Source organism: Cryobacterium sp. CAN_C2, assembly GCF_015751745.1.
Taxonomy (GTDB): Bacteria; Actinomycetota; Actinomycetes; order Actinomycetales; family Microbacteriaceae; genus Cryobacterium.
On sequence record NZ_JADOUX010000014.1, the window covers coordinates 13,156 to 38,543 of the forward strand.

The 25,388-nt window shown below is 63.9% G+C and carries 25 protein-coding genes, 1 tRNA gene and 2 pseudogenes; 13 read left to right on the forward strand and 15 right to left on the reverse strand.

Features of this window, described 5'->3' with window-relative positions; all coding sequences use genetic code 11:
* The first annotated feature begins 5 nt into the window (after window positions 1-5).
* From IWX77_RS11670 to IWX77_RS11690, 5 genes and pseudogenes are all read left to right on the forward strand, one after another.
* Window positions 6-1,487 carry an ABC transporter permease gene (locus IWX77_RS11670; protein WP_196844690.1) on the forward strand — a complete coding sequence of 494 codons (1,482 nt, stop codon included), beginning with the start codon at window positions 6-8 and terminating at the stop codon, window positions 1,485-1,487.
* Window positions 1,484-2,536 carry an ABC transporter ATP-binding protein gene (locus tag IWX77_RS11675; protein ID WP_196844691.1) on the forward strand — a complete coding sequence of 351 codons (1,053 nt, stop codon included), beginning with the start codon at window positions 1,484-1,486 and terminating at the stop codon, window positions 2,534-2,536. The genes IWX77_RS11670 and IWX77_RS11675 overlap by 4 nt, the downstream gene beginning before the upstream one ends.
* 66 nt (window positions 2,537-2,602) lie before the next feature.
* Window positions 2,603-3,130 (forward strand): annotated as a pseudogene (locus IWX77_RS11680) (transposase); the annotation flags it as partial.
* Window positions 3,130-3,405 carry a hypothetical protein gene (locus tag IWX77_RS11685; RefSeq protein WP_196844692.1) on the forward strand — a complete coding sequence of 92 codons (276 nt, stop codon included), beginning with the start codon at window positions 3,130-3,132 and terminating at the stop codon, window positions 3,403-3,405. The pseudogene IWX77_RS11680 and the gene IWX77_RS11685, both read left to right, overlap by 1 nt.
* A 16-nt stretch (window positions 3,406-3,421) precedes the next feature.
* On the forward strand, window positions 3,422-3,976 hold the full coding sequence (locus tag IWX77_RS11690) for a YkvA family protein (protein WP_327012178.1): 555 nt from the start codon (window positions 3,422-3,424) through the stop codon (window positions 3,974-3,976).
* A gap of 68 nt (window positions 3,977-4,044) precedes the next feature.
* Here the strand turns inward: IWX77_RS11690 and IWX77_RS11695 are convergent, their stop codons facing one another.
* Window positions 4,045-4,314, reverse strand: coding sequence for a hypothetical protein (locus IWX77_RS11695; RefSeq protein WP_196844693.1), 270 nt, complete (start codon window positions 4,312-4,314; stop codon window positions 4,045-4,047).
* Between the two features lie 601 nt (window positions 4,315-4,915).
* Between IWX77_RS11695 and IWX77_RS11700 the strand changes: the two genes are divergently transcribed.
* Entirely contained in the window at window positions 4,916-5,743 is an 828-nt protein-coding gene (locus IWX77_RS11700) for a CPBP family intramembrane glutamic endopeptidase (RefSeq protein ID WP_196844694.1), read from the forward strand.
* 99 nt (window positions 5,744-5,842) lie between these two features.
* Here the strand turns inward: IWX77_RS11700 and IWX77_RS11705 are convergent, their stop codons facing one another.
* Together IWX77_RS11705 and IWX77_RS11710 are read right to left on the reverse strand one after the other, a co-directional pair.
* Window positions 5,843-7,135, reverse strand: coding sequence for a wax ester/triacylglycerol synthase domain-containing protein (locus IWX77_RS11705; RefSeq protein ID WP_196844695.1), 1,293 nt, complete (start codon window positions 7,133-7,135; stop codon window positions 5,843-5,845).
* 52 nt (window positions 7,136-7,187) lie between these two features.
* Window positions 7,188-8,363 (reverse strand): DUF6544 family protein, encoded by a 1,176-nt coding sequence (locus IWX77_RS11710; protein ID WP_196844696.1) that lies wholly within the window; start codon window positions 8,361-8,363, stop codon window positions 7,188-7,190.
* Between the two features lie 543 nt (window positions 8,364-8,906).
* Here IWX77_RS11710 and IWX77_RS11715 point away from each other — a divergent pair.
* From IWX77_RS11715 to IWX77_RS11725, 3 genes are all read left to right on the forward strand, one after another.
* Window positions 8,907-9,179, forward strand: coding sequence for a DUF805 domain-containing protein (locus IWX77_RS11715; protein WP_327012177.1), 273 nt, complete (start codon window positions 8,907-8,909; stop codon window positions 9,177-9,179).
* Entirely contained in the window at window positions 9,176-9,334 is a 159-nt protein-coding gene (locus IWX77_RS11720) for a hypothetical protein (protein ID WP_196844697.1), read from the forward strand. Before IWX77_RS11715 ends, IWX77_RS11720 begins: the two co-directional genes overlap by 4 nt.
* Before the next feature lie 68 nt (window positions 9,335-9,402).
* Window positions 9,403-9,681 (forward strand): hypothetical protein, encoded by a 279-nt coding sequence (locus tag IWX77_RS11725; protein WP_196844698.1) that lies wholly within the window; start codon window positions 9,403-9,405, stop codon window positions 9,679-9,681.
* Here IWX77_RS11725 and IWX77_RS11730 read toward each other — a convergent pair.
* Window positions 9,648-10,848, reverse strand: a pseudogene (locus IWX77_RS11730) (IS3 family transposase). The gene IWX77_RS11725 and the pseudogene IWX77_RS11730 sit on opposite strands and share 34 nt — an antisense overlap.
* Window positions 10,849-11,027: 179 nt before the next feature.
* Here IWX77_RS11730 and IWX77_RS11735 point away from each other — a divergent pair.
* Window positions 11,028-11,333: a hypothetical protein gene (locus tag IWX77_RS11735; protein ID WP_196844699.1), complete on the forward strand. Its 306-nt coding sequence runs from the start codon at window positions 11,028-11,030 to the stop codon at window positions 11,331-11,333.
* 195 nt (window positions 11,334-11,528) lie between these two features.
* Here IWX77_RS11735 and IWX77_RS11740 read toward each other — a convergent pair whose 3' ends face one another.
* The 4 genes from IWX77_RS11740 to IWX77_RS11755 form a co-directional block, all read right to left on the reverse strand.
* Entirely contained in the window at window positions 11,529-11,729 is a 201-nt protein-coding gene (locus IWX77_RS11740) for a hypothetical protein (RefSeq protein WP_196844700.1), read from the reverse strand.
* A gap of 308 nt (window positions 11,730-12,037) precedes the next feature.
* On the reverse strand, window positions 12,038-12,607 hold the full coding sequence (locus IWX77_RS11745) for a hypothetical protein (RefSeq protein ID WP_196844701.1): 570 nt from the start codon (window positions 12,605-12,607) through the stop codon (window positions 12,038-12,040).
* 57 nt (window positions 12,608-12,664) lie between these two features.
* On the reverse strand, window positions 12,665-13,858 hold the full coding sequence (locus tag IWX77_RS11750; protein ID WP_196844702.1) for a hypothetical protein: 1,194 nt from the start codon (window positions 13,856-13,858) through the stop codon (window positions 12,665-12,667).
* Between the two features lie 11 nt (window positions 13,859-13,869).
* Window positions 13,870-14,052: a hypothetical protein gene (locus IWX77_RS11755; RefSeq protein WP_196844703.1), complete on the reverse strand. Its 183-nt coding sequence runs from the start codon at window positions 14,050-14,052 to the stop codon at window positions 13,870-13,872.
* 367 nt (window positions 14,053-14,419) lie between these two features.
* Here IWX77_RS11755 and IWX77_RS17195 point away from each other — a divergent pair, with 367 nt between their 5' ends.
* Window positions 14,420-14,542: a hypothetical protein gene (locus IWX77_RS17195; RefSeq protein WP_297412645.1), complete on the forward strand. Its 123-nt coding sequence runs from the start codon at window positions 14,420-14,422 to the stop codon at window positions 14,540-14,542.
* A 719-nt stretch (window positions 14,543-15,261) separates the two neighbouring features.
* Here IWX77_RS17195 and IWX77_RS11760 read toward each other — a convergent pair.
* The 4 genes from IWX77_RS11760 to IWX77_RS11775 form a co-directional block, all read right to left on the reverse strand.
* Window positions 15,262-15,648, reverse strand: coding sequence for a hypothetical protein (locus IWX77_RS11760; protein WP_196844704.1), 387 nt, complete (start codon window positions 15,646-15,648; stop codon window positions 15,262-15,264).
* Window positions 15,649-16,086 carry a hypothetical protein gene (locus tag IWX77_RS11765; RefSeq protein ID WP_196844705.1) on the reverse strand — a complete coding sequence of 146 codons (438 nt, stop codon included), beginning with the start codon at window positions 16,084-16,086 and terminating at the stop codon, window positions 15,649-15,651.
* Between the two features lie 39 nt (window positions 16,087-16,125).
* Window positions 16,126-16,248, reverse strand: coding sequence for an antitoxin VbhA family protein (locus tag IWX77_RS11770; RefSeq protein ID WP_196844706.1), 123 nt, complete (start codon window positions 16,246-16,248; stop codon window positions 16,126-16,128).
* 725 nt (window positions 16,249-16,973) lie between these two features.
* Window positions 16,974-17,063, reverse strand: a tRNA-Ser gene (locus IWX77_RS11775).
* A gap of 86 nt (window positions 17,064-17,149) precedes the next feature.
* Here IWX77_RS11775 and IWX77_RS11780 point away from each other — a divergent pair.
* Window positions 17,150-17,929: an SGNH/GDSL hydrolase family protein gene (locus IWX77_RS11780; RefSeq protein WP_297412643.1), complete on the forward strand. Its 780-nt coding sequence runs from the start codon at window positions 17,150-17,152 to the stop codon at window positions 17,927-17,929.
* A 53-nt stretch (window positions 17,930-17,982) separates the two neighbouring features.
* Window positions 17,983-19,344, forward strand: a complete 1,362-nt coding sequence (gene radA, locus IWX77_RS11785; RefSeq protein WP_196844707.1) for a DNA repair protein RadA — start codon at window positions 17,983-17,985, stop codon at window positions 19,342-19,344.
* A gap of 9 nt (window positions 19,345-19,353) precedes the next feature.
* Here radA and IWX77_RS11790 read toward each other — a convergent pair whose 3' ends face one another.
* The 3 genes from IWX77_RS11790 to IWX77_RS11800 all read right to left on the reverse strand — a co-directional run bounded on the left by IWX77_RS11790 (window position 19,354) and on the right by IWX77_RS11800 (window position 25,369).
* On the reverse strand, window positions 19,354-19,761 hold the full coding sequence (locus IWX77_RS11790; RefSeq protein WP_196844708.1) for a dehydrogenase: 408 nt from the start codon (window positions 19,759-19,761) through the stop codon (window positions 19,354-19,356).
* A 79-nt stretch (window positions 19,762-19,840) separates the two neighbouring features.
* Window positions 19,841-20,488 (reverse strand): hypothetical protein, encoded by a 648-nt coding sequence (locus tag IWX77_RS11795; RefSeq protein WP_196844709.1) that lies wholly within the window; start codon window positions 20,486-20,488, stop codon window positions 19,841-19,843.
* Between the two features lie 138 nt (window positions 20,489-20,626).
* The gene (locus IWX77_RS11800; protein ID WP_196844710.1) at window positions 20,627-25,369 is read right to left on the reverse strand and encodes an ExeM/NucH family extracellular endonuclease; all 4,743 of its coding nucleotides are present in this window, start codon (window positions 25,367-25,369) and stop codon (window positions 20,627-20,629) included.
* Between the last annotated feature and the right edge of the window lie 19 nt (window positions 25,370-25,388).

Below are 25,388 nucleotides of genomic sequence, written 5' to 3' on the forward strand. Positions count from 1 at the left end.
TGCTGATGAGCATCATCGCGGTCGCGATGCTCGTGCCGGTCGGCTTCGTCGTCTCGGTCGGATTCGACGTGGGCTGGTCGACCCTCGCCCCGCTGATCTTCCGGCCCAAGGTGCTGGAACTCCTGACCAACACCCTCCTGCTGGTTCTGATCGGCGTTCCGATCTGCGTGGTGCTCGGTGTGGGCGGCGCCTGGCTGGTCGAGCGCACGACCCTGCCGGGACGCCGAGTGTGGGCGATCCTGCTCGCAGCACCACTGGCCGTACCCGCGTTTGTGAGCAGCTACGGCTGGGTGAGTGCGATCCCCTCGATCGGCGGCCTCGGCGGCGGGGTGCTGATCGCCGTGCTGGCCTACTACCCGCTGGTCTACCTCCCGGCCCTGGCCACCCTGCGCACGCTGGATCCTGAGCTCGAGGAGTCGGCCCAGGCACTCGGCCTATCCCCGTTCGCCGTGTTCGTCCGGGTCGTGCTGCCTCAGCTGTGGCTTGCGATCTCAGGTGGCGCCCTCATCGTCGTCCTGCACCTCTTGGCCGAATACGGGGCGTTCGCCCTGATCCGGTTCGACACGTTCACCACCGCGATCGTCGCCCAGTTCCAATCGACCTTCGCCGGCCCGGCCGCCAGCGCCCTCGGCGTCGTCTTGGCCGGCATCTGCCTGGTCTTCCTCATCGCCGAGGCCTCCACCCGCGGCCACCGCCGCTACGCGAGGGTCGGGTCCGGTGCCGCCCGACCGGCTCCGCCCGCCCACCTCGGCGTGTTCACCGTGCCCGCCCTGATTGCCCTGGCCGGCCTCGCTGTCACCGCGCTCGGTGTGCCCGGCGCCAGCCTGATCCACTGGCTCACCCGCGGCCAGCCGTGGGCTCAGCCGGAACTGCCGGGTGCGCTGGGCCAGACCATCCTCTTCGCCCTCGGCGGCGCCGTGGCCACGACCCTGGTCGCCCTCCCCGTGGTGTGGCTGAGCGTGCGGCATCCGGGACGCCTGAGCCGGGTGCTCGAGGGCGCGATGTATCTGGCGAGTAGCCTGCCGACGATCATCATCGCGCTGGCCCTGGTGACCGTGACCCTGCGCCTCGTACCGGCGCTGTACCAGACTCCGGCCACAGTGATCACCGCGTATGTCATTATCTTCCTCCCGCGGGCGCTGGTCAGCATGCGCAGCGGACTGGCACAGGTGCCCGTGGAACTCGAGCAGGCCGCCCGGTCACTCGGCAAGAGCCCCTTCGCGTCACGGATACACGTCACTTTCCCCCTGATGGCCCCCTCGATCGGCGCGGCGGCCGCGCTCGTCGGCCTCGGCTGCGCGAACGAGCTCACCGCGACTCTGCTGCTCGCGCCCAGCGGAACGCGCACTCTGGCAACCCAGTTCTGGTCAGTCAGTTCCTCCGTCGCATACTCGAACGCGGCCCCATATGCGGTGCTCCTCATCGCGCTCTCAATCCCAGCGGTCGCCATCCTGTTTGCCAACACCCGGAAGAGGGTACCGAAATGACGAGCCTGACGCTCAGCGGCGTGAGCAAATCCCTTGGCAACCAGCCGGTGCTGTACGACATCGACTTCACCCTGCAGCCCGGCACCCGGCTCGCACTGGTCGGCGCTTCCGGAAGCGGCAAAAGCACCCTCCTGCGCCTGATCGCCGGATTCGAAACCGTCGATGCGGGCAGCATCAGCCTGGGCGACACCCTGCTATCGAGCCCGGCCGAGCACCTGCCAGCCCATCGCCGGGGCATCGGCTACGTCGCCCAGGACGGAGCCCTCTTCCCCCACCTGACCGCACGCCAGAACATCCGCTTCGGCCTCCCCCGCGGCGCCGCCCGCGACCGGCGCGTGACCGAGGTCGCCGAGCTGGCCGCCCTGAACAAGGACCTGCTCGACCGCTACCCGCACGAACTCTCCGGCGGCCAACAGCAGCGCGTCTCACTGGCGAGAGCACTCGCACCCCAGCCACGACTGATCCTGCTCGACGAACCGTTCAGCGCCCTCGACACCGGGCTACGGGCCCAGACGCGGCAAGCCGTGATTGACACGCTCCAGCAGGCCGGCACCGCGACCATCCTCGTCACCCATGACCACGAGGAGGCGCTCACCTTCGGCGACAGCGTCGGCGTGATCGTGGCCGGGCACCTCGAACAGCTCGGAACTCCGTCCCTGGTCTTCGAAGCACCAGACACGCGTGAGCTCGCCACGCTTCTCGGCGACGCCCTGCTGCTCGACGCGCAGGCCGGCGCGCATCCGGACTCCGTGCTCACCACGCTCGGCCTCGTCGCAGTGTGGCACGACCGCACCGCGGGAGCGACCGGCGCGCGCACTCTCATGCTCCGCCCGAGCCAGCTGACAGTGGATGCACACCAAGACGCGCCGAACGCCGAGATCGTCTCCCTCCTTCCGGCCGGTCAGTACGCCCGGGTCACCCTGCGCCTCGCGGACGGGACGCGGATCGTCGTCCCCGTTCCGGCCACGACCGCCGCCGGCCTTGCACCCCGCGACCGCGTCACCGTCTCGGTCAACGGCGGCGGTGTCGCCTACCCGCGCACACCCTGACTGTCTTGCTCGAGTCAACGAGGACACCCCATTCAGGGACGACCCATGCGCTGTCCTCGTCTGTGAGGCCTGAAAGGACTGCCGGACGTCGTGGGGAACGCGTGGCCGGTGGCCACGGTGCAAACGTGTGTCATTCATCTGCTGCGGAACACGTTTAGGCTCGCTTCGAAGAAGGACTGGGACGCGCTACAACGGTCCGTCGAGCCGATCTACACCGCTCCGACCGTCGATGCTGCCCACGCGGCGTTGAATGATCTGACCGAGTTCTGGGGCAAGAAATACGGTGCGATCATCAGGCTCTGGGAATCGGCGTGGGAAGAGTTCACCCCGTTCCTGGCCTACGACCCCGAGATCCGCCGGGTGATCCGCTCCACCAACGCGATCGAATCGCTCAACGCCCGCTACGGGCGGGCAGTGCGTGCTCGAGGACATTTCCCCACCGAACAAGCCGCCCTAAAATACTTGTATCTCGTGACGCGCAGTCTCCACCCCACGGGAGCGGGCCGAGCCCGGTGGACGATGCGTTGGAAGCCAGCTCTCAACGCCTTCGCGATTACGTTTCACCTCCGCTGGCCGAACGCAGAATCCAACTAATGAAAACTGCCGGAGACACCGTTACCGAGACACTTCCACGTCGAGGCCGGCGTCTGGAATGGTTCACGCTGGGCTGGAACGCGGTCGGCGTGGTCGTGCTCGGCGTGCTCGCGGTCGCGGCGTCGTCGGTGGCGCTGGCCGGGTTCGGGTCGGACAGTTTCATCGAGATCGTTGCGTCGACGGTGGTGTTGTGGGAGTTGTCGGGGACGGGCGAGGGCCGCCAGCGGCGGGCATTGCGACTCATCCGGGTCGCGTTCATCCTGTTGGCGGTCTAATCTCCTCGTCCAATCCGTGGTCGCGTTTCTGTCTGGCCACCATGCCTCGCCGAGTATCGGCGGGATCATCTGGACGGTCGTGACCGCGATCGTCATGTTCACTCTCGCTGCTCTGAAGGGGCGCACCGGTCAGGCGCTGGGGAACCCGGTGCTGGTCACGGAGGGTCGGGTGACGTTCATCGTTATTGCTGGCCTGGTCCTGGTGTGGCTAGTGCTCGTTCTCGTTCTGTGGCTCGAGCACCGCAAACACCCGGGTCGTGCGTCGCTCGTGGACCTTCTTCACCTAGCGCCGGGCGTGGTGCGCCTCCTGAGACGTCTCGCCTCCGACCGTGCGGTGCTCGTCGGGGTCCGGATCTGGTTGGGAGTGCTGCCGGTATATCTAATCTCCCCAATCGACCTCATCCCGGATTTCATCCCCGTGCTGGGGTATGACGATGACGCGTTGGTCGTCGCGATCGCTCTCCGCATCGCGACCAGGCGCGCAGGGAACGCCGCCATCACGAAACACTGGCCGGGAACCGCGGCCGGTCTGACAGCCGTCCTGCGCCTGACAGAGTTGCCTTCTGCCTGACGGTCCGTCGCCATACTTTCGAGCGCTGGCTTAGTCGGTGGCTGTGACAGCAGCTGATGTGATTGACGTTAGCGGTGGTCTTCGACCGTTTCGTGTTCACCGGTGAACGCTGATGCGAGAACGGCGCACGATTCACCCTTCCAGGCTTCGATACCGTAGCGGACGGCGAAGTCGACCATGAGGGCTTCAAAGGCATCGGCCAGGTCCAGCCGATGTCGAATATTCTCACCAGTAGCCAGGAGCCGAAGCGGCGTTGTGCACTGAACCCACCCGTGCGGGGACTCGTCGTCATCGCCGCGAAGTCGGCCCCCAACACTGGTATGTAGATGACGTCCCATGATTCAACGAAGTCTGTCGGAGCAGCTATCGACTTCTGGTGCTGGCCGATCGTTGATACTTTGTATCCGGCCGTTAGCAGTGCCGCGACAACGACCATACCGATGTCTGTAACCGCCGTATCCGTAACAATCGCCTTTCCAAAGGCGTGTGAATACAAGGGACACCAGCGACAAACTTGAGAAACGTTAGGCCGAAAAACGATCATTGATCCCCGCCAACACTGACCAGAACACGATTCCTCGGCTTAGCGAAGACCTCGGCATAATCGCTACTAGGCGAAGTTCGGCTTGAATCGGACCGTGGGACGCAGTATGCGTCGGCGCAGATCACCGCGGTCGCTGCCGCCAACGGCATCACACGGTCGATGGGGTTGACCGGTATTTGCTAGGACTGTGAGGCGATCAACGCCTCAGGCCAGGTCGCGGCTTGACCCGTGTCCACGGACCGGGGTCAAGGCCACACACCGGGAGTCCGACCTGCCACTGACACGCCGACTCAGGCGAATAGATCTTCGGCGGGTTCACACTCACCCCGCTGGCCCACAACGTCGCGAGCCGAAGCCAGCCAGCCGGCCAAAAACCCGACCGGGCGGTCTGCAGAATGAACGAGGCGTCGCAGGACCACACCATCGCGCCCGATGGACACCGATTGCGGGGCTGGATCACGGGCCATCAGGTCATTTCCTTCTTCGTGCTCGCCTACGCGATATCGTGGACGCTGTGGGGCGCTGCCGCGCTCGGTGGCGGACAGGTCGTTTTCCTCCTGGGCGGGCTCGGCCCTCCTGCCTCGGCGCTCGTTGTCACGCGCCTCTCTGGCAGGTCGGTGCTCGGGTGGCTCCGCTCACTTCTGGTGTGGCGTGTAAATCCCGGCTACTACGCCATCCTGCTGCTGCTGCCCGCGGCGATCTACTTGGTGATCAATCTCGTGCTCGTCGCCCTTGGGCAGAGGCTCGATTTCTCGCTGCTGGTCACCACCGCCCCGGCCTACCTGTCGACATTCCTGATGGTTGCCAAAGTGGGCGGCGGATTCGAGGAACCGGGATGGCGCGGCTTCGCGCTCCCCCGACTCCAAGAGCGCCGGTCACCCCTGTTGGCCACCCTTCTCCTTGGTCTCGCCTGGGGCATCTGGCACATCCCGCTGTACGGCCCCGCGGGGTTCGTGGTTCCGCTGATCCTCGCGTTCTTTTACACCTGGCTGTACAACCGCACCGGCAGCGTGCTTCTCTGCCTGCTGCTTCACGCGAGTTTCACCCCCGCGCAGAACTTCCTGACCATCGCTGTCGATCCTGCTGGGTCAGATTCGGGTGCCGCGTCTCTCGGCGGGTCAACGGACCTAGTGATCCTCGGGGTTTACTTGGTCGCCGCGCTCGCGCTTACCCTCGTCACGCGGGGTCGACTCGGATACGTGCGCACCACCCCGCCCAGCTAATTAAACAAGATCAATCGCACAGGGACTGCCTCTGTCTGAGAATCTGAAAGCATATCTCCCTCAACTGCCGCTCTCAGTCGGAGCGCACCACAGCCCGCCTTATCGAGTTCGTCTGGTGGGGTCGGCTGCCGACAGCAGGTCGAGCTGGCTTTGAAGTTTTCCGCAGATCAGTTGAAGGTCGGGGCAGTGGACGGGGTCGGCGATCAGCGTGACGGCCAGAGTTCCGGAATAGGAGAGCGCCGCGAATGAGATCGTCACATTGCCGTTGATCTGAGTGACGGGGATGATGTCGGTGACAGCGGCCCCAAGGAATGTCATCGGAGTTGAGGGTCCACGCAGGTTGGTAAGGAAGGAAGTGACTACCCGTTGGTGGTCCACGAACCAGCGGAACGCCTTGACCTGCGCTAAAAGCCGGAAGACCGGCTCAAGCAAGACTGCTGATGCGCCTCGACCGAGTGAGTGCCCGCGGGCCTGGGTCACCTCGGCGACGGCAGCCAAACGCTGGCGTGTGTCCTCGAGCGGTGACACTTCTACCAGCATCGCCCCAACGTGGTTTCCGAGAGCTGGAGCGGCTTTGTCGAGTCGCCCGGATACCGGAACCGAAAAGACGAACGTTTCAGCTGACTCACCGCGATGGTGCAGAGCCTCAGCCAATGCCCCGCTGACCGCTGTCAACAGGATGTCGTTGATCGTCGCGTGATTGGTGTGTGCTGATAACGACAGTGCTGAGAGGCCAGCGCGGGCGACGGTGAGTTGGCGGTGTGGTCCGGTGGGTTGATTCAGAGAGCACGGTGTTGGATGGTCGATGCGGCCTCCACGGAGCTCTGCAGACGCACCCTGCATAAGTCTGAGGGCAGCGGGCCACTGGCGGAGAGCATGTACCCGCGAGAGGGTTGCCTCCGCGAGCAGCTCGCGGGCGCTCGGCTGCGGAGAAGGGAACGAAACGGAAGGCAACACCGGTGCGCCGTCAACCAGCAGCCCCAGGGCGGCCAATCCGCCGATCCCGTCTGCAAGCACGTGGTGGATGACAAAGATGAGGGCGCTGCGCTCACCCGAGAGGCCGTGGACGACGGTGATCGACCACAGCGGGCGGTCGCGAGGTAGTGGATACACCGCTGCGGTTGCGGCGATTTTCAGCAAGGCGGCTTCATCGCCCGGCGCTGGGCACTTGTGGTCAACGACATGACAGTCGATCGAGAAGTCGGCATGATCAATCCACACCGGCCGACCACATCCGAAAGGCGTCCGCTGAAGCCGCTGCCGGAAACGCGCTACGGCAGTAATGCGTTCGGCTAACACACTGCGCACTGCAGCTAAGTCCACCGGTCGATCGAGGATAAGAATCGCAGCGACCTGCATTGGTGACCCTGCATATTCGGTGGCGAGCGCCATTAGGTCGTTTGGGGTGGTGCGCTGGATCGGGTAAGCCCTATCCTCCGGACTGTTACCGAGTCCGTCCACGGTGTCCCATCATTGGTTGGTCATTTTGTCGATCGGCCGATGGATGGCGGTGCGCGACGTTGTAGGCCAGTGAGGTGAGTTCGAATTCGCCGTACGTCCAGGCACCCGAAGCGGGGTGCCACTTCACCTCCGCCTTCGTCGCTACCCGTACGGGTCCCACCTGCGCATAGTCATGAAGCGGCGTCGACCAGCGCATAGGGCTGGGGGTGCGGCCATCTGGGGACATGACTGCGCGCCCGTCGGCGACGAAGTCGATCAGATCCCCGAGATCGTCGAAAAGCAGCTGAGCCGTGATGGTGTTCACCCCGAGGGTGAAATGCGCTGTGGCGGTGTGCGGGTCAACCGGTTCCCAGATGATGTCAGGAGAGAGCAGGGCCCCGGGTGCCAAGCAGCACAGGTCGTTGAACAGGGTGACCGTTTCAGCATGCGTGAGAGCAGCACCCTTCGCATCGACCATGGAGCGCACAGACAGCAAGCGCACCCGCATTGTCGCGCCCTCATCGTCAAACGCGTGCAGGATGTCTACCGGGAGGCCTTTCATTTTGGCGTCCATCATGAAGAACCGTTCCGGGGTGTCTACAAGGTCGAGCTGGTCCGCGGTGAAGGTCATCCATGCGCTGTCAGGGTCGCTGCGGATCCGACCGGTCCAGGTTGCTCGAAAATCGGTCACCGGTAGCTGGCCGACCACACCGGACCGACGGAGGTACCGCTGCACCGGATCGGGGAGGGAGGCTAGATCACTCTCGAGGATCACCGTGCCGGACGCCGACCGCACCGGCGGCCACATCCGTGTCAGGTCATGCTCGAATTCGGCGCGAAGGCTCAGCGGGCCCCGCGAGGCGAAGCCGTAAACGACCGCGGCGAGGAGCACCACGTTCGCGACGGTGCCCACACTGGCGTTCCCCCACGAGGAGACAATGACGGCCTGTGAGATCACCACGGCACCAGCGCCAATGGCCCACCACCATCGGGGTGCAAAGAACAGCGTCCCGGCGGCGACCAGGCACAGTATGCCTGCGGTCAGCCAGAGCAGCCCCGCGGGTTGTGAAATGGGCTGCACAAGCTGGGGGATATCGGCGAGCTTGAATGCCTTAGCGAAGCCGAGAAAGTGAATGAGGCCGTGCAGCGCGAACAGCGCGGCGATGGTGATGCGAATCATGATCGTGGTTTTCCTTCGAGCGGACGTGTTGATCCGTCTGCTCCTCAGTCTCCATGGGCGTGGGCAACGCTGCCAGAGCCGAAAGTCCCGATAAATACGGTATTGCATGGTCGCTGGGACCCCGAAGATGAGGACTCCAGACGCATTTCATCAAACTCGCTTCTACCGCCTACGAAACCGACGGGGTCAATCCCACGACGGAACACGTCGCGTATACGGTCGCGGACGAGTCCGCCTCGCTCACCGCCAATCGCGCCACCACCAAAATTCCGAACCCTGCCGGAGACGGCGCGCGATCGCGATCGCAGGACGGGGTTCATCCGCTCACGCCGGCTGCCTGACCAATTTTCTCACTCATAACTGCTCAGCCACCGCGGGACCTTGGACCCTATTGTGTCGCGGTCGTGGGTGCTGGAGTTGAAATGTCGGAATTCACGTCGGCCCCAAGGAGCCTCCCATGAGTTTCACCGAATCTATTCACTCCGGCTTCAGGAAGTACGCCACCTTCGAGGGGGTCGCCCCCTGGCTGAATACTGGTGGTTCGTGCTCTTCACCGCTCTCGGCCACCTCGCACTAAATTCCCTCAATATCGTCACCGGTCGGTACACGATCTTCCTCGGGGCGAGTCTGTCGGGCGTCTTCGGCGTGGTCGTACTTCTGCCGCTTCTCGCGGTGACCATCCGGCGGCTGCGCGATGTCGAACGCCGATGGACCGAGTTGTTCTGGCTACTGCTGCCAGTGGCAGGGGTCATCGTTCTGCTCGTCCATCTCGCCGAGCGGACCCCGGCCCGCGCCCTGCCTCCCGTGGCATCATGACCGCGGCCGTCCACCGCACGCGTCGGGTGCTCCTCATCATCTCTGGATCGATCGTCGGTGTGATCGCAGCCCTTCTTGTGGTCGTGCTCGCCGTTGGAGGCCTGTTCACTCCGGCCCACTATCTCGATCCATGGCAAACCAGCTATGCACGCTAGTTCTCCGCTCCGCGGATGAAAGTTGTCGCGCAGGCGCTGCTGGCCCCGAGCAGCCACAACATGCAGACTTGGACTGTGAAGATGGATGCGGCGGACCGGCCGTGCTTTATCTCTATGCGGATGCGTCGCGCCTGACTCCCGCGGTCGACCCGCTCTCGCGTCAGACTACGGTTTCGCAGGGTACGTTTCTCGAATACCTCCGGGTCGCCGCGCTGAAACTCGGGTACTCAAGCACATTCGATCTGTTTCCCGACGGCACCTACGACGAGTCTGCGCTCGTCAAGTTTTTGAGACAGTTCGATGTGTTTTTCTTCTATGCCGCAGCCAGTTGGCGGCGGTCTAGGTAGGCGGCGAGAGCGGCGGCCGGTTGTAGTCCTTTGTTGTGGGAGGGGGGCCGGCGCCGGTTGCACCAGGATTCGATGTATTCCATCACCGCGGTGCGCGCGTCAAGGTGGTTGTCGAAGTGCTGCTGGTAATACACTTCCGTCTTCATGTGGAAGAAGAACGACTCGGCCACGGCGTTGTCCCAACACCCGCCCACGGCTCCCATCGACTGAGTGACCGCGTTCGTGAAGCACCACTTCTGGAAGACCCCAGAGGTGTACTGCGCGCCACGGTCCGAGTGAAAAATCGCTCCGCCCGCGTCCAAGTGGCCGTGGTCGCGGGCCATCGACAAGGCGTCGATGATCAGGCTGGTGCGCATGTGAGAAGCCATCGACCAGCCCACGATCATCCGGGTCGACAAGTCGATGACGGTCGCCAAATACAGCCACCCCGACCCGGTCCGCAGGTAGGTGATATCGCCGCAGAGCCTGGTCCCGGGGACTGTGGAGGTGAAATCGCGCTTCCCGTTCTTGTCGAGCATGTGGTTCGTGATGTGCTCGGTCCGGGCGTCGGGGTCGACGGTCGTTGTTTTCTTCCACGCCCGCATCCTGACGGCCCGAAGGCCGCGCGCGGTCATGATGGATCCGACCGTGCCCGTGGCGATGCTGACGCCTTCCTGCCCCAGGAGCGTGGTGATCTGATCCCTCCCGGCCTTGCCCTTCTCACGCTTGTAGACGCGCACCACGTGCGCGTCCAGCACGTCGTGACGTGCCTGCGTCTTGCTGGGTTCGGCGGGGCGCAGCCAGCGGTAGAACGAAGCCCGAGAGACCTTGAGCTTGTGGCACATCCAGTTGATCGGGAAGGTGGCCTTCTCCACACTGATAAGCATGAAGTAGTCGTTTATCCGGCTACGCGGCGAAGAAGGCGCTGACTTTTCCCAAGAACTCGATCTCCCGTTTCAGCTCAGCGTTCTCCGCTTGCAACGCTTTGTATTTGCCCCACTCGACCGGGCCAGGGTCCTTCGCGCCGGCGTCGGGGTGCTCCTGTTTCCAGACCCTCACCCAGTTCCCCAGCGTCCCCTCGACGACACCAATCTCGGGTGCGACCTGCGCAATCGGCCGGCCCGATGAAACCACCAGCTCCACGGCCTCGGCCCGGAACTCAGCACTGAACTTTCGATGATTCGCTATGAAACAGATCCTCCTAACGCCTGTCTCAATTCACTGTACGGGCGCAGAAACTATTAGTGCACGAGATGGGTCAATTCTGTTTGCATCTTTCCCTGTGCGTAGTAAGGGACGATTGTGTGACACAGGTTGGGGGTGCAGGAATCGTTCTGCGAGAGTGCTTTTTTGATTCGTGGGGATAGTTGACGTCATGGCAACGAAACAGACCGGTTAGAAGCTCGACGCCCGGAAACGCGCACGGCTCGCCCGCACCCGAGTCGATCAGATTTTTTGCGGAGCGCGACAACAAGATCGAGGCGACCCTGACCGAGTTCTTCACCACCGGCGACGAACGCGACCACCTAATCGCTCAGCTCACCATCGTCGAGAACACCATCGGGCAGAGCGTGCAGCGCCTCTTCGACCTCGGCGAGACCACCGCCCGGTTCGCCGACCTCCTCGCCTTGGAACCCAAAGAAGTCGAGCGCCTGCGTAGCCTCGCCGCTTGACAAAAACATAGGGGCACCCCGCTCAGCACCGACACGACACCCGACCCGACACACCGGCTCGCATTCCCGCAGCCTGAGTCTCGGTATCAGGCATGGCCTCGCCGCGTTCAGACTGGCAGTCGACCGCCCAAGCCGGTCGACCGCGTGACCACTGGCCAGCGCACCCAGCAGCTCAGGGCAAGTGCTTTCGGGTCCCTATGCGATCAAGGCATGCAGATCGACCCCGAAGAAGGCCACGAGAGGCCAGAGCACAATCGCCGCTAGGCCTTCTAGAATATTACCGAGAACGTTCCATGCCACGAGATAGCCCTGGGTGGCAGCGACCACTACCCCGATGACCAGATACACGATCCCGATCAGACCTATTCCACGCCTGCCCATTCCACGCCTGCTCATTTTGCTTTCCAATTCCGAGTCTCGTCGCTCATCTGCCACTGCGGGATGTGATTCCCCTAATAATAGCGCTGCGGTAATTCGGGGAGGCGGGGACCCCCCTCACTACTCACACGACAACTGACACGACAACCGGCACGCAGGCTCACATTCCGGCAGCATAATTCTCGGTACCGACCCTAGCCGGCCGCCCTCAGACCGACGGTCGACCGTCCGAGCCGATCGACCACTAGCAGCCGCACCCACCGGGTCCGGGCAAGTGCAGCGCAGCGGAACGCGGCAGTCCTCACCGCCACCCGCACGTATTGCCGCTAGACCTGCGGCCGTGCCGAAACGGGTCGGACTCCCGGCGCCTGATCCCGGTCGGTGCCGCGGTCCTCGGTGACGGTTCTGGCGCGTGCGCGATCAGTGAGTTCCTTGACGCGATCACGCCCGGCCACCTGCTCGTCGCTGATGCCGGTCGCAGGTTCGCTCGGGGTTTCGGTTCGCGGGTTCTGGTCGTCGGCCATCGCGGCCAGAGCGGTGGCGACGCGCACCTGACGGGTGTGGGCTTCCCGCAGCTCGTCACCATGCTTGAACTGGTCGCCAATGCGCGCGTCAACTTCGGTAATGGTGGTCGCCGTCTCGACGCGTTTCTGCTGCGTGTCCGTGAGGAGCTTCGGCAAGGAGGCGGCCCGGTTCTCGAGCTGGCGAACGAGGCCAACCCTGGCGTCCACGAACTGGTCCCGCGGCACAGTGATGCTTGCCCCCGGGACACCACTCAGCTCCGCAATAATGTGTACCCGGCCGAGCGAGGTACGCGCGGTCACGTCGATGGGGAAGCCTCCGACGTGGCCGAGCTCGCCCAGGTTCCGTTCCGTGTTCGGTGGCAGGTAGCGCACGCCCTTGCGGGCAGCCCACTCCTCGATTGCGACGCCCGCGTCCGCCCGTTTGCCGTACTAACGGTCGGCCACCGTCATCCGGAACAGGTCATCGCTCGTGTCCACGACCCGCGGCAGCGCGGCCGTGACCATATCAATGTTGCGGTCCAGGGTCTGGAGCCGGGTGATCGCGCTGACCCGTGTGCTGGCAAGGTTGCTCTGATTACGCTGCCCGGCCCGCTCCAAGCGGTGCAGCCTGGCCACGTCGTTGTTGGCCACCGACTGCTCCATCAGGAGCGGGTTACCGGAGGAGAGCGCTTTGGTCTCGGCCGCGCCGAGGGCAACGTCACCGATGTCTTCGATCTCGCGCACGTCGAGGCGGCCGCGCATGATCTGGGAGATGAACTTCGCTTTCCGCTCCACGGTCTGCCACATGTAGCTGTCGAAGCTGCGCTCAACGACATACCGGTACAACCCCACCTCGGGGTTCTGGTTTCCCTGCTGCACGATGCGCCCGTCACGCTGTTCGATATCGGCCGGCCGCCACGGGCAGTCCATGTGATGCAACGCCACCGCCCGCGCCTGCACGTTCGTGCCGACGCCCATCTTCGCCGTCGACCCGACGAGAACGGCAACATGGCCGGCGCGCGCGGCGGCAAACAGGCGGGCTTTGTCGGGGTCGGTTTTGGCCTCGTGAATGTAGCGGATCTGCTCGGCGGGCATCCCACCATCGATGAGTTTGCCCCTCAACTCGTCGTAGGCATTCCACCGGTCCGGCTTCGGCTTGCCCAGGTCGCTGAACACCAACTGCAACGCCCCGGGCGTCGGCTCCTTGGTTACCTCATCCAGGTACGACAGGTGTTTGGTGCCGTTCCAGATATGCAACACCTGGTGCGCGACCGCGTCGATCTTCGTCGTCCCAGCCGGCCGGTCACCGCCGACCATCCGCACGTCCAGGGCCGCCTTCCGGCCGTCCGTGGAGATCTTGAGCATGTTGTCTTCTTCAGGCCGCACCGACTTGTTCGCGACCCGTTCCGCCCGCTCACCAATGTCCGCGATATACGCCTCAAGCTCCAGGCTCGGCTGCAAAACAATGTTCTCGGGATCCCGCTGCCCGTCCGCGCGCTCCCGCAATAGGGGTGTGGGGAGGTGTAGGTCCTCAGCGGTCTTCACGTCCGCGAAGACGTGCCACATCCGCAGCATCTCGGGCACGTTCTGGAACTTCGCAAACCTTGTCTTCAACCGGAAGCTACCACCACCGGTGGGCGCCATCTCCATCTCCGTCACCGTCTGCCCGAATGTCGCTGCCCACGCATCGAAGTGACCGATGCCCGCGTTTTCCAGCAGGTCAGGCCCAGGTAGCGCTGCATCACGTAGGCCTCGGTGATGCTGTGGGCCAGGGGCGTCGCCGTGGCCACCGTGACGACGCAGTCGCCGTGCTGGGAACGGAGGTACTCGAGCTTCATATGCAGGTCCGTCGCCCGGCCGGCACCGGGGATTTTTGCGTCCTGGATACTGGATTTCGTGGCGAGGTTCGGCGATTTACATAGTGCTGCTAGTCGCTAGTGCTGCTAGTCACTCTGTTAGTGCGGGAGACTCGGCAGCGCAAGGCACGTCATCTGCCGTCTGCCCAGCCGGCCATGAAGTCCGACGATCGCCGAACCCGGGCCACATCACGATGCGAACACCCCGCGATCTCTACGACTTCACGGTAACTGCGCCCCTCCAGCAACAGCCCCAAGATTTTTCGATAGTCCGCCATGAACACTGCTCTCCAAAAATGAAACGACAACACCCCATGCGCTGTCACCTCACCGCAGCAGCCCACTCGCCTTGGCCCGAGCATGCAACCCGGAACGATTCACCACCGATCGCATGCCGAAAATCCTCGCCATTCCAACGAACGCCTGGATCAACAAAACCGAAGAAAAGGTCGAGGTCAAACTGGTCGCCTAACTCCCACTGGCCTCATCCGGCTTGACAAACTCCGACCCTCGTGTTTCTTGGCTTCGAGCCATGCGCGCTCCGCAGCCTCGTACGTGAGGTCTTCCGCTTCAAGCTCCGTGGTTCGAGCCATCAGAGCCTTCCCGATGATCAGTGCGTACTCGTCGGACAGAACCGAGCTATCTGTGGTCTTGCTTCTGCGCGTGCTGTCGGTACCGTCTATCGGAGAAGAGGTACCGGGCAGCCCCGTACTGGACTTCCCAGCCAGCAGCCGCGTACGGGCTTCCGCGTAGGGATACCTGCCCGTGCCGCGATTTACCCGGACTGATTTCTTGAATGCAGCATTGGACGTCATCATTGTTTCCGTGGACGGGCGTGCTGTGTCTCGCGCCCATAGCATCGCCCTGGAGTGGTGATGTGAAAGGAAACCGATCCGAGGGACCTTGGCTCAGATGTACGAGGCGTGGCGCGAGGCTAGCCGGGTTGGTCGCTGCGGGCGTGGAGTGCGCCTGTCAGAAACTCTAGCGACCCTACGGAGTCCGCGCACGCCATCCGACGCTCGATCCCGCGACCGTCGCATGTATCGCGCCAGGTGGAAATGGTGGTTTGAGTCTTGTCCGAGCGGCGTACTCCCACCCAGGCATCACGTTCGGACGGTCACGTCATTAGTACAGTTGCAGACATGCCCACACGTGATGCTGTGCGGTGGCTGAGCAACGACGTGATGATCGTTACCGGAAGTTCTTTTTCGAGTCCGTCTCATCGGGGTGACCGGTCACGGCGTTGGTTATAATCACGCGGCCTAACTTCTTGGCCTTCGCGTTGGGCTCGTCCACGACGTACCAAATCCGGGCGCCGTTGGTGACCTTGTACTGCCACTGCGGCAGAGCAACGCCGTCGACCAGGACGCCTTCGAGGTCACCCTTGAGCTGGTAGCAATGAGCGGCGTCATACAGCGCCGGGTGCGCCGTGAGGTGGTCGTACGCATCAGCCAGAGCATTTCTGCCCACCGTCTTCAGATCGGTCCAGCCGCGCTCGGCTTGGGCACTGCTGAAGACAATCTCGTACTCAGTGATCTTTACTGGTCGAGGGACCAGAGCACCACGCTTGCCCGCCACTTACGGGCGTTCGACCCGCACCGGTGCCGCAGGTAGCTCGATAAGCGGGGCGGGCCGCTGGCCCATCGCGTAGGCCAGAGCCGTTTCCTGCCATTCCTGCTGCGCGCGGAGTAAACGCTCATACGTGCCCAGCTCACTCGCCGAGTAGACGAGCTGTTCGATCTCGGCCGCATACGCGGAAAGCTCTGCCGGAGTAAATTCCGCCGTCCAAGCGAACAAGTCAGCCAGCGCCGCCACTACGTCATTCTGGTGCCGGCCGATCGCGCGAATCAGCCGACTCGAGAGAGCCGTGCCGTTCTGGAGCACGTCGAGATCATGACCGCGCAGGATCACCAGGTCGTCGCCGTCACGACGGGTGATCCGAACCTGGCCCTCATTAACGAGGGCCAAAATGTCCTTGGGCTTGCGCAGAAGGTCAGTGAAACTTACGGTAGTCATGCTTCGATACTACATCAGATAAACATCTGATTGCGGGTGTTAAATGACATCGCCAAGTCGCGGGATATGACGAGCTTTCGCTTCGGCGATAGCCTCGTCGAGAGTGATCTCTCCGGCCACGTAGGCATTGATCCGGGTCAGCACCTCTGGGGTAGGCTGCATGTCTTCCAGAGCCCAGCTGGTTATGAATGTCGATCGTGGACTCGCGGCGTTCGTGGGTCACTCCGAGCTAAGATCGCGGGCCAGTTTCAAGCCGCGTACCTTTTGTACCGACGATAAAATTTTCTTCGTCGGGCGAAAAGCGGCAGGCGAATTACCGGGGACCCGCGTGTTCCCGAGGATCTCGGGGTGGATGCACCGGGGATCCGCGTGTACCGCGGGAATTGGTAAACCTCCGCCGATTGCCTTATCCACGATAAGTATGTGCACCAATGTGTAATGCCTCTCTGACTCCCCTGAAATGGAGCGCGCGCAGGGGCTTTCTTGACTTGCGTTGTCTTCGCGAGAATGTGTGGAATATGTGGAAATGCGCGCAGAGAACCCCTTCGACCCGGTCCACTCCCATAAAGCTCGATTGCGCCGAGATCGCGCACCCCTCAGCGTTCAGATATCCCGCGCCCGACAGAGCGCTTCGAACGTCGTGGTCGATGCCAGACATTGGGTCTTCTGTCAGGCGGCACGTCGCGAACCATCGCGCTGAGCGCCGCAAAGAAAATAAGTACGGGCCTGCCCGCCGCGCGGATCATCAGCCCAGCGAACCTCACCCAGCAGTTGCTCACCGTAGCGCGCAGAGGTTTCGTTACTGTTGCGTTACCGCTGGCATCGGAGCCGACACAGCAAAAACCCCTGCTTCCCAGTAGAACAAAGAGATGCAGGGGGTTTAGTAGTGGCGGTACCGGTGGGATTTGAACCCACGGTGGAGTCTCCCCCACACGACTTTTCGAGAGTCGCACCTTCGGCCGCTCGGACACGGTACCGCCGTTGATTCTAGTAGAGACTGGAGGCCGACGCGAATCGGCAAACATGCAGCAGACACACGGATGCCGCGGAGTAGCCTCAGCGAGTGACCTCACCGACCCCACGCATCCGCTCTGCCATTGCTACTGGAGCCGCCGTCGTGGCGACCGGCGTCGTTCTCGCAACGACGTGGTTCCGCCGGGACCTCGAGCAGCAGAAGGCCATTCTCAACGAAACCTTGCCGGTGCATTCCGCCTGGTGGCGCGCCCACGCCCAGCATGCGGGCGAGCTGCTCTACGTCGCGATCGGTGACAGCGCCGCGCAGGGCATCGGGGCGTCGAGTCCGAACAAGAGCTATGTCGGCATTCTCGCCGATCACGTGCGGCTGGCCACCGGTCGAACGGTGCGCGTCGTGAATCTCAGCGTGTCCGGCGCGACCGTAGCTTTGGCCGTGCGCGACCAGCTTCCTCGCTTCGACAAGCTCGAGCCCGACCTCGTCACGGTCGCGATCGGCGCCAACGACATCGCCCAGTGGAACCCGTCACTGTTCGAAGCGGGCATTCGCACGGTGTTCGCCGCGCTTCCGCCGCACGCCCTCGTCGCCGACCTGCCCTGCTTTCACCTGCCGCACAACGAGGTCAAGGTTGCGCTGGCCAATGAGATCATTCGCCGGGTCGCTGCCGAGCACGAACTGACCGTGGTGCCGCTGCACGCGACGACGAAACGGGCGGGCTTTCGCAGCATCGCGACTCACGTCGCCAAGGACCTGTTCCACCCCAACGACCGCGGCTACCGCTCCTGGGCCGAGGCGTTTCTGCCGACGATCAGTGCCGATGTTGCGCACCGCTTCTCGGCTGTCGTCCTGGCGCCTGAGCACGCTGACTAGAGCCGGCACCGCGCGCACCGCCGCCTGTCGGTAGCCCCGGCTAGGCTCGAGACATGGCAAAATCCGTCTCCTCTTTCCGCTGTTCCGAGTGCGGCTGGACCACCCTGAAATGGGCGGGTCGCTGCGGTGAATGCCAGCAGTGGGGCACTGTCGTCGACGCCGGCCAGACAGCCGGCATCACCCGCAAGCTCAAGGCCATCACCCTCGTCGGCGATGGCATCGCACGCCCCATCACCCACGTTGAAACGGATGCTGCCGCCCACTGGCCGACCGGCATCAATGAATTCGACCGGGTACTCGGCGGTGGCATCGTGCCGGGCTCGGTAATTTTGCTCAGCGGCGAGCCCGGCGTCGGTAAGTCCACATTGCTGCTCGAAGTCGCGTCCAAGGCGGCCGCCGCGAAGAGTCGCGTGCTCTACGTCAGCGCCGAAGAATCGGTCAGTCAGGTGCGGCTGCGCGCCGAGCGTACCAACGCGCTCGAACCCGAGCTGTACATCGCCGCCGAAACCGACCTCGGCGTCATCCTCGGGCAGATCGACGCGGTCAAGCCCGACCTCATCATCATCGACTCGGTGCAAACCGTGTCGAGTGCTCTTTCCGACGGGTCACCGGGCATGCCCAGCCAGGTGCGGGAGGTGGCATCCACTTTGATTCGAGTGGCCAAAGACCGCAATCTTCCGGTGCTGCTCGTCGGCCACGTAACCAAAGACGGCTCGATCGCGGGGCCGCGGGTGCTCGAGCACCTGGTCGACGTGGTCTGCCAGTTCGAGGGCGACCGGCAGACGACACTGCGGTTCATTCGGGCGCTCAAAAACCGTTTTGGGCCCACCGACGAGGTCGGCTGCTTCGAGATGACCGGCGACGGCATCACCGAGGTGCCCGACCCGAGCGGGCTGTTTCTCAGCCGAGCGACCGAGCCGGTCGACGGCACCTGTGTGACCGTCGCTCTGGAAGGCCGACGGGCGATGCCGGTCGAGGTGCAGGCGCTCGTCACCGACACCCAGGCGCCCAATCCGCGCCGCGTCACGAGTGGTGTCGACTCGGCCCGCGTGGCCATGTTGCTCGCTGTGCTGCAGGAGCGTGCGGGCATGAATCTGTCGACCAAAGACGTCTACGTGTCGACGGTCGGCGGCATCCGTCTGAGTGAGCCGGCCGCCGATTTGGCGATCGCACTGGCCATCGCGTCAGCGTTCACCGGGCTCGCCGTGGCGCACAACGTGGTCGCGTTCGGTGAAATCAGCCTGGCCGGCGAGGTGCGCGGGGCGCTCATGTCGAAGCAACGGGTCAACGAGGCCGTGCGCCTGGGCTTCACCACCCAGATTGACGCCGCCTGCGGGTCTATTCACGCCGCCGTCGCCTTGGCGCTCGGCACCAGCCGTAATCCGCGCGACGCCGAACTCGATCGGGCGTTCTAGCGCGGGGCATCAGCCGGCGTCGCCCTCGCCCAGCTGCGGGTTCAGGGCCTCCAGCAGATCGGCCGGAGCAGCCTGCATGACGTTGGGACCGGCGATGTCGAAGAAAACCATCTCCAGGGTCGACGCGTGCACGGTGAGAAACTCCCGCAGCCATTGGCCGTCGCAGACCATGACCCGGGGGTTCGGGTCGTCGGGAACCGTGCGCACGTAGTTCTCCGCTGCTGAGAAGAGCAGCAGCATCCGTTTGTCGGAGCCTTCACGGCCGAACACGCGCACCTGCGCTGCCTCGCCGTTGAGGACGAGTTGCGGCACGATCATGTAGTCGTTGCGCAGCGCATAGGCGACGGCGACGACGTCTTGCGCCGCCAGGGCGGCGCCGAGCGCCTCGGAACGGGTGTTGGCAGTCGTATCGGTCACTCATTCATTCAATCAGGCACGGTCGTGTGCGCCCAGCTGAGCGCACACGCCACGAGCGAACGGATGCCGTGAGGGGCTGCTACTTCAGAATCATCAACGCAGGGGCGGCCGCTTTGATACCGTCCACGGCCACGTTCAGGTAATACGACGCTCCACCGGCCGGAACCGCGGTGCGGGTTTCGGCTTCACAGGTGTTCACGGCTGAGCGGGAGCGATCCCAGGTAATCGGTGTCGCGAGCGGCATGACCACGCCCGGCTTGAGGGTGACCTGGGCGTCAATCGGGTTGGTCTGGCAGTCGGTCGAGGTCCAGTAGACGTCCTCACCACTCATCACGGTGAAGACCTGCTTCGCGTTGCCGGCGTTGATCACACAGTCGGTGGTTCCGATGTTGGTCAGGCTCAGCGACAACTGCGGCAGCGCGTCGGCGGCGTACTTGGTCGCGTCCGTGATGGCCGCAACCTGCACTGCGGAGGGATCGCATGCTGCCCCGTCAACGGCGGTGGCGACCTCGGGAATCGTGGTGGCAGCATCCGTTGGCGTGGGCGACTCACTCGTAGCGGCGGCGGGTGTTTTCGGGGCGTCTGCGTCGCCCTTGCTCACTCCCGGTTGCACGATGATGAGAAACAGAATGACGAGCACGGCAAGCAGGCCGAGCCCCACTACGAAACGCCGGCGCCGGTACACCCTGCTGGACTGGCGGCCGACCGGTTGCTTGATCGTCGACATGCCCTAAGGGTATTGATGATCGGTGCCAGATGCCGGTAATGGTGTGCGTGTCGGGCCAATTACAGCAGGAAATGGGCGCGGACCCGCCCGCAACCAGGAAATTTCCGGATGCGGACAGGCCAGCGCAAACCGCCGGGCTTAGTGGTGCCCGTGCTTCGGCGGCTTCGGTGCCTTCTTGGCGTGAGTGACCTTCACGTCGGTCCAGCCGATCACGTCACCGTCCGCGTTCTGCGCGGAGATGCTGTATTTGCCGTACTTGAGTCCATTGGCGAGTGTGACGCTCACGGCTCCTTCCGCATTCACGAGCAGCCACCCTCCGAGGTTGTCGGCCTGCTCCTTCTTCTTGGAGTAGGCCCACACCGACACGTACTCTCCGGCGTGCTTCACTCCGACCTCGACGACCACCGCGCCACCGGCCCGGTAGGACTTCTGGTCGGTGTCGATGTCGTTCTTGAGCTTCTTGATGAGCTCTTTCGCGGGCGCTGCGGTGGGCGCATCTCCGGGTTCGGTGCTCACCGCAACGGCGATGGCGAGGCGCACGATGGTGCCCGACGGGGCGGTGGTCATTTCAAGCACGCTGTCTTCGACGGCGTCCGTCGGCACCGTGACGGTGACGACGGCGGCACCCGTCGCATCAACGGATGCCGTGCCCACGTCGCTGCCCGACCAGCGCAACGCGAGCTGCGTGTTCTTCGGAGCCCCGAGCGACGTGAGGTTGAGGTCGCCAACCGTGAACGTGACCGTGTCACCCGGGTTGACTGCGGCCGTGGGCGCTCCGGTGATCGAGGCCTGGTTGGCCTTGAACGACGGGGACAGCGGGCTGTTCGCCTGGAGGTAGGAGATCCAGGCATCTCGGTCGACAAGACCCGAATCGCGGGTGGCCGTTCCGTTCGTGAACTCGCGGAAGTTGTCACCCCCGGTGAGCAAGAAGTTGAACGAACCGATGCGGTACAACTGTGCTGGGTCGATCCGTGCACCGTCGACCCAGATGCCGGTCACGCGGTCTCCCGCGGCGCGGCTGGCATCGAACGTGTAGTTCACGTTGTCGCTCAGCCCAAGCTGCAGGAACGGACGGCTCGGAGTTGTGCCATCGGCGTTGGTCTGCCACTGCTGCTCAAGAACAGTCTTGAACTGCGCACCCGTGAGGCTCGTCGTCCACAGGTTATTCAGGAACGGCAGCACCGCGTTCGCCTCGGCATAGGTCACGACACCGTCCGGAGCGAGCGACAGGTCAGAACGAATGCCACCGGGGTTGACGACACCGATTTCAGCTTCGCCGACGTTCGGGTCAGCCAGAGAGGTCCGCAACGAGTTCGCAACGAGTGTGCCCAGCGTCGAGGGAGCCATACGATCTTCGGCGCACGGTGCGACTCCGTCGGTGCAGGCCCGGGTGATGTCGGCGGTGACTGAGCCCACGGGCACGGCACCCAGAATTGCTGCCTCGGCCAGCGCGGCGGTCGTGATCGACTGAACCTCGGCAACACGCGGGTAGGCGGCCACGAGGTCGGCATCCTCAGAGGTGGAGCGCGCCACGTTGCGGTTCTGTACCGTGGTCGTGCCGCCGGAAGCGATGTCGTAGCTGAGTACGACCTGGCCGATGTTCCCGCCGTAGCTGCCCGTCTGCAGCACCGGGCGCGTCACACCGTCGGCCGCGCCGGGTACCTGTGCGTCCCATGCGTACTGCTTGTGCGTGTGACCGGTGAAGATCGCGTCCACTTCGGCCGTGGTGTCATTGACGATGCTCGTGAAAGCCCCGCCGGCGGCAAGCTCCTGCTCGAGCGTCGCGCCGTCCGGGATTCCGGCGCCGGCACCCTCGTGGTACTCGGCGAGCAGAACATCCGCTTCACCATTCGACGGGTCGCCGTCGCTGAGCTGGTTGGCAACGCGGTTGACGGCCGCGACGGGGTCACCGAAGCTCAGGGTCGCGATTCCATTGGGTGAGACGAGTGAGGGGGTTTCCTCCGTCACCGCGCCGATCACGCCGACCTTGACGCCGGCCACGTCGATGATGGCATATTCCTGCATCGCGGGGGTCGCGGTGCCCAGTTCGTAGACGTTGGCACCGAGGTAGTCGAAGTTCGCCGCGTCAGACACCCGGCCGGTGAGGTCACCGAAACCCTGGTCGAACTCGTGATTGCCAACGCTGGAGGCCGCGAGGCCGAGAGCGTCAAGAACGTCGATGGTAGGCAGGTCCTTCTGCGCCGCCGAGGCGAAGAGGGAAGCACCGATGTTGTCACCGCTCGACAAAAAGAGCGAGTTGGCGTCCCCGTACTCCGCCTTCAGCTGCTCAACGGTTCCCGCGAACTTGACGGTGTTGCCGTCGATGCGTCCGTGAAAGTCGTTGACATTGAGCAGGTTGAGCTCAACCGAGGTGGGCGTTGTGAGGTTGAGTCCGAGAACAACCGGGTCATGGTCGGAGGAGCGGAAGGGGTCGGCGGAGTAGAAATCAGTGACGTTATTGTTGTAACGGCTGTACTCAAGGGCGACCGACTCGACCGAGTTAATGTTCCACACGTCGATGTCGTTCACCGTGGCGTCCGCCTCGGGCGAAGCGAACACGTGATCAAGCGATCCGACCGTGCCACCGTAGGCATACGTGTACTCGCCGCTCTTGGCCTCCTGGCTGATGAAGCCCGCATCGGTGATTACCTTGATCGGATCTTCCTGGTCATAGGCGTTGAAGTCACCCGTGAGAAATACCCGGTCGATGCCCGTGCTGGTCGTGAGGCCGTTGGCGAAGTCCACGAGGGCCGTGGCCTGGTTCACCCGGGAGGCGTTCGACGCGCCCTGGCCGTCGCCCATGTCGGCGTCGACGCCGGATCCTGAACCCTTCGACTTGAAGTGGTTCACGATGGTGAGGAAAGTGCTGCCCGTGTCGCCGACCAGTTGGAACGCCTGGGCGAGTGGTTGGCGGGCGTTGCTGAAGGCGGCGGAACCGGTGAGAATCTTCGACTCTCCGACGATTTCGACCGTGCCGACCTTGTAGATGAACGCGGTGCGGATGACGTCTTCGCTCGCGGGAAGCTTTGTAGGCGAGGCAACGAAGGCCCAGACTGTGCTTCCGGCAGCAGCGTTGAGCGCGTTCACCAGGTTGGAGAGGGCGTCATCGCGATCCTTGCCGAAGGCGGCCGAGTTCTCGATCTCCTCGAGCGAGACCACGTCGGCGTCGAGGGCGTTGATTGCCGCCACGATCTTGGCCTGCTGGCGTTCGAAGTTGACGGTGTTCGCCGCGCCACGGGCAAGGCAGCCCCCCCGTATTGTCGTCGGGTCACCCGCACGATCGGTGTAGTACAGGCACCCGGTCAGGGAGTCCCCGACCGTGGAGAAATAGTTCAGCACGTTGAAGCTGGCGAGTCGAACGTCGCCGCCCACATCGCGGGGAGCGGCGGTGCGGGTATCGGAGAATGTGGCCGGCTGAACCGTGGCAGCGTTTGCCGCGGTGAGCGCCTCGGTGGGCTGAAACTTCCACACGCCGTAGCGGTAGTCGAGGATGACGGGTTTCGTGAAGGTCACGGCCGCGCCGATGCGCAGCGGGTCAGCGACGGTGAGGTACGGAACCGGGGTTGCCCGGTCGGTACCGCTGAGGTAATTAGTGCTCGCACCGTCATCGAGGGTCACGGCGCGCGCCGCGTTGTCCGCGATGGCCGACGTGTACTCGCTCGATCCCGGCCGTGCCGTCACCGTGGGGTTGACCAGGGGCGTCGTGCCGGCGGCGAGGCCGATTTCGGCGTACTGGTTGGTCGAGTAGTTGCTGGTGACGGTGAAGTTACCCTGCGGAGCGAGGAGCATGCCCTCAAGAGTTTCGCGCTGCTCTTTGCTGATCGGCAACGTCACCGTCACCGGGGTGGGGGTGACCACGGCGGCGCTGGATAGCTGGGTGACGTCGTCGACGGTGCCGAAGGTGACCTCGGTCATGCCGGAGAATTCCACGACGGTGCCGACAACCTGCACATGGTCGCCGATCTGCACGTCGGCGGTCGCCGTGCTGGAGTAGGCGAAGACGCCGTGTGAGGCGCTGTGACTGGCGAAGTCAATCGGTCCGCCGGTTGCGGCCGTCTGCAGGTAGAACCCGTCGAATCCGCCGGTTGGGTAAGCCGCCGTGACTACACCGGAGGTTTTGACGATGGTTCCGGCGAGCGGGCTCGTGTCGGTCGTACCCTGGATTGCGTCGATCGCGGTCAGTTCGTCGGGCACCGGGGTCGGGTCGGGCTCCGGATCGGGTTCTACCGGGGTGCGGGTGTCGCCGGCCGTGTTCGTCGGCGTCGGGGCGGCCGTGCTGAAGTCGGCGGCGTTGACGTCGGTGTCGACAAATTCGGTACGGTTCACCGAGGTGGTAACGGATGCTGCGGCGGCGGCCGTTCCCTCAAACGTATTGGAACTGCCGTAGCCGATCAGGTCAAGAATTTCGGCCTGGTCGGTGAGCGAACCGGTGGCGGGTGCGGTGAGCGCCGCGGACTGGTTCGCGAAGAAGATCGTGCCGGAGCCAGCGGCGAAGGAGGTGCCGAACGAGGCATCCGCTTTCGGAAGTGCAGCGCCATTGGCCGCATTCGAGCTGCCCTGCACGAGGTAGTACCCGCCGGCGGCAATGGTGCCGGTCAGAGCGACGACGCCGGTCGGGTTGGAGGTTCCTCCCGAGGAACGGTACTGAATGGAGGTGCCGTCGAGCGATACGTCGGCGGCGGTCGGGTTGTAGAGTTCGACGAATTTGTTCAGGTACGTTGCCCCCGAACTTCCCCCGTTCAAATATGCCTCATTGATGAGCACCCCGGCACCGGCGGTGGTGGCGCTGGCCGGTACCGCCATGAGCGGAGCGGCCGCAAGGCTCACCCCAAGAAGTGTGGCGAAAAACAGCTTGGAACGGCTGCGAACGGCGGATGACATGGATCTCCTCATTCATAGA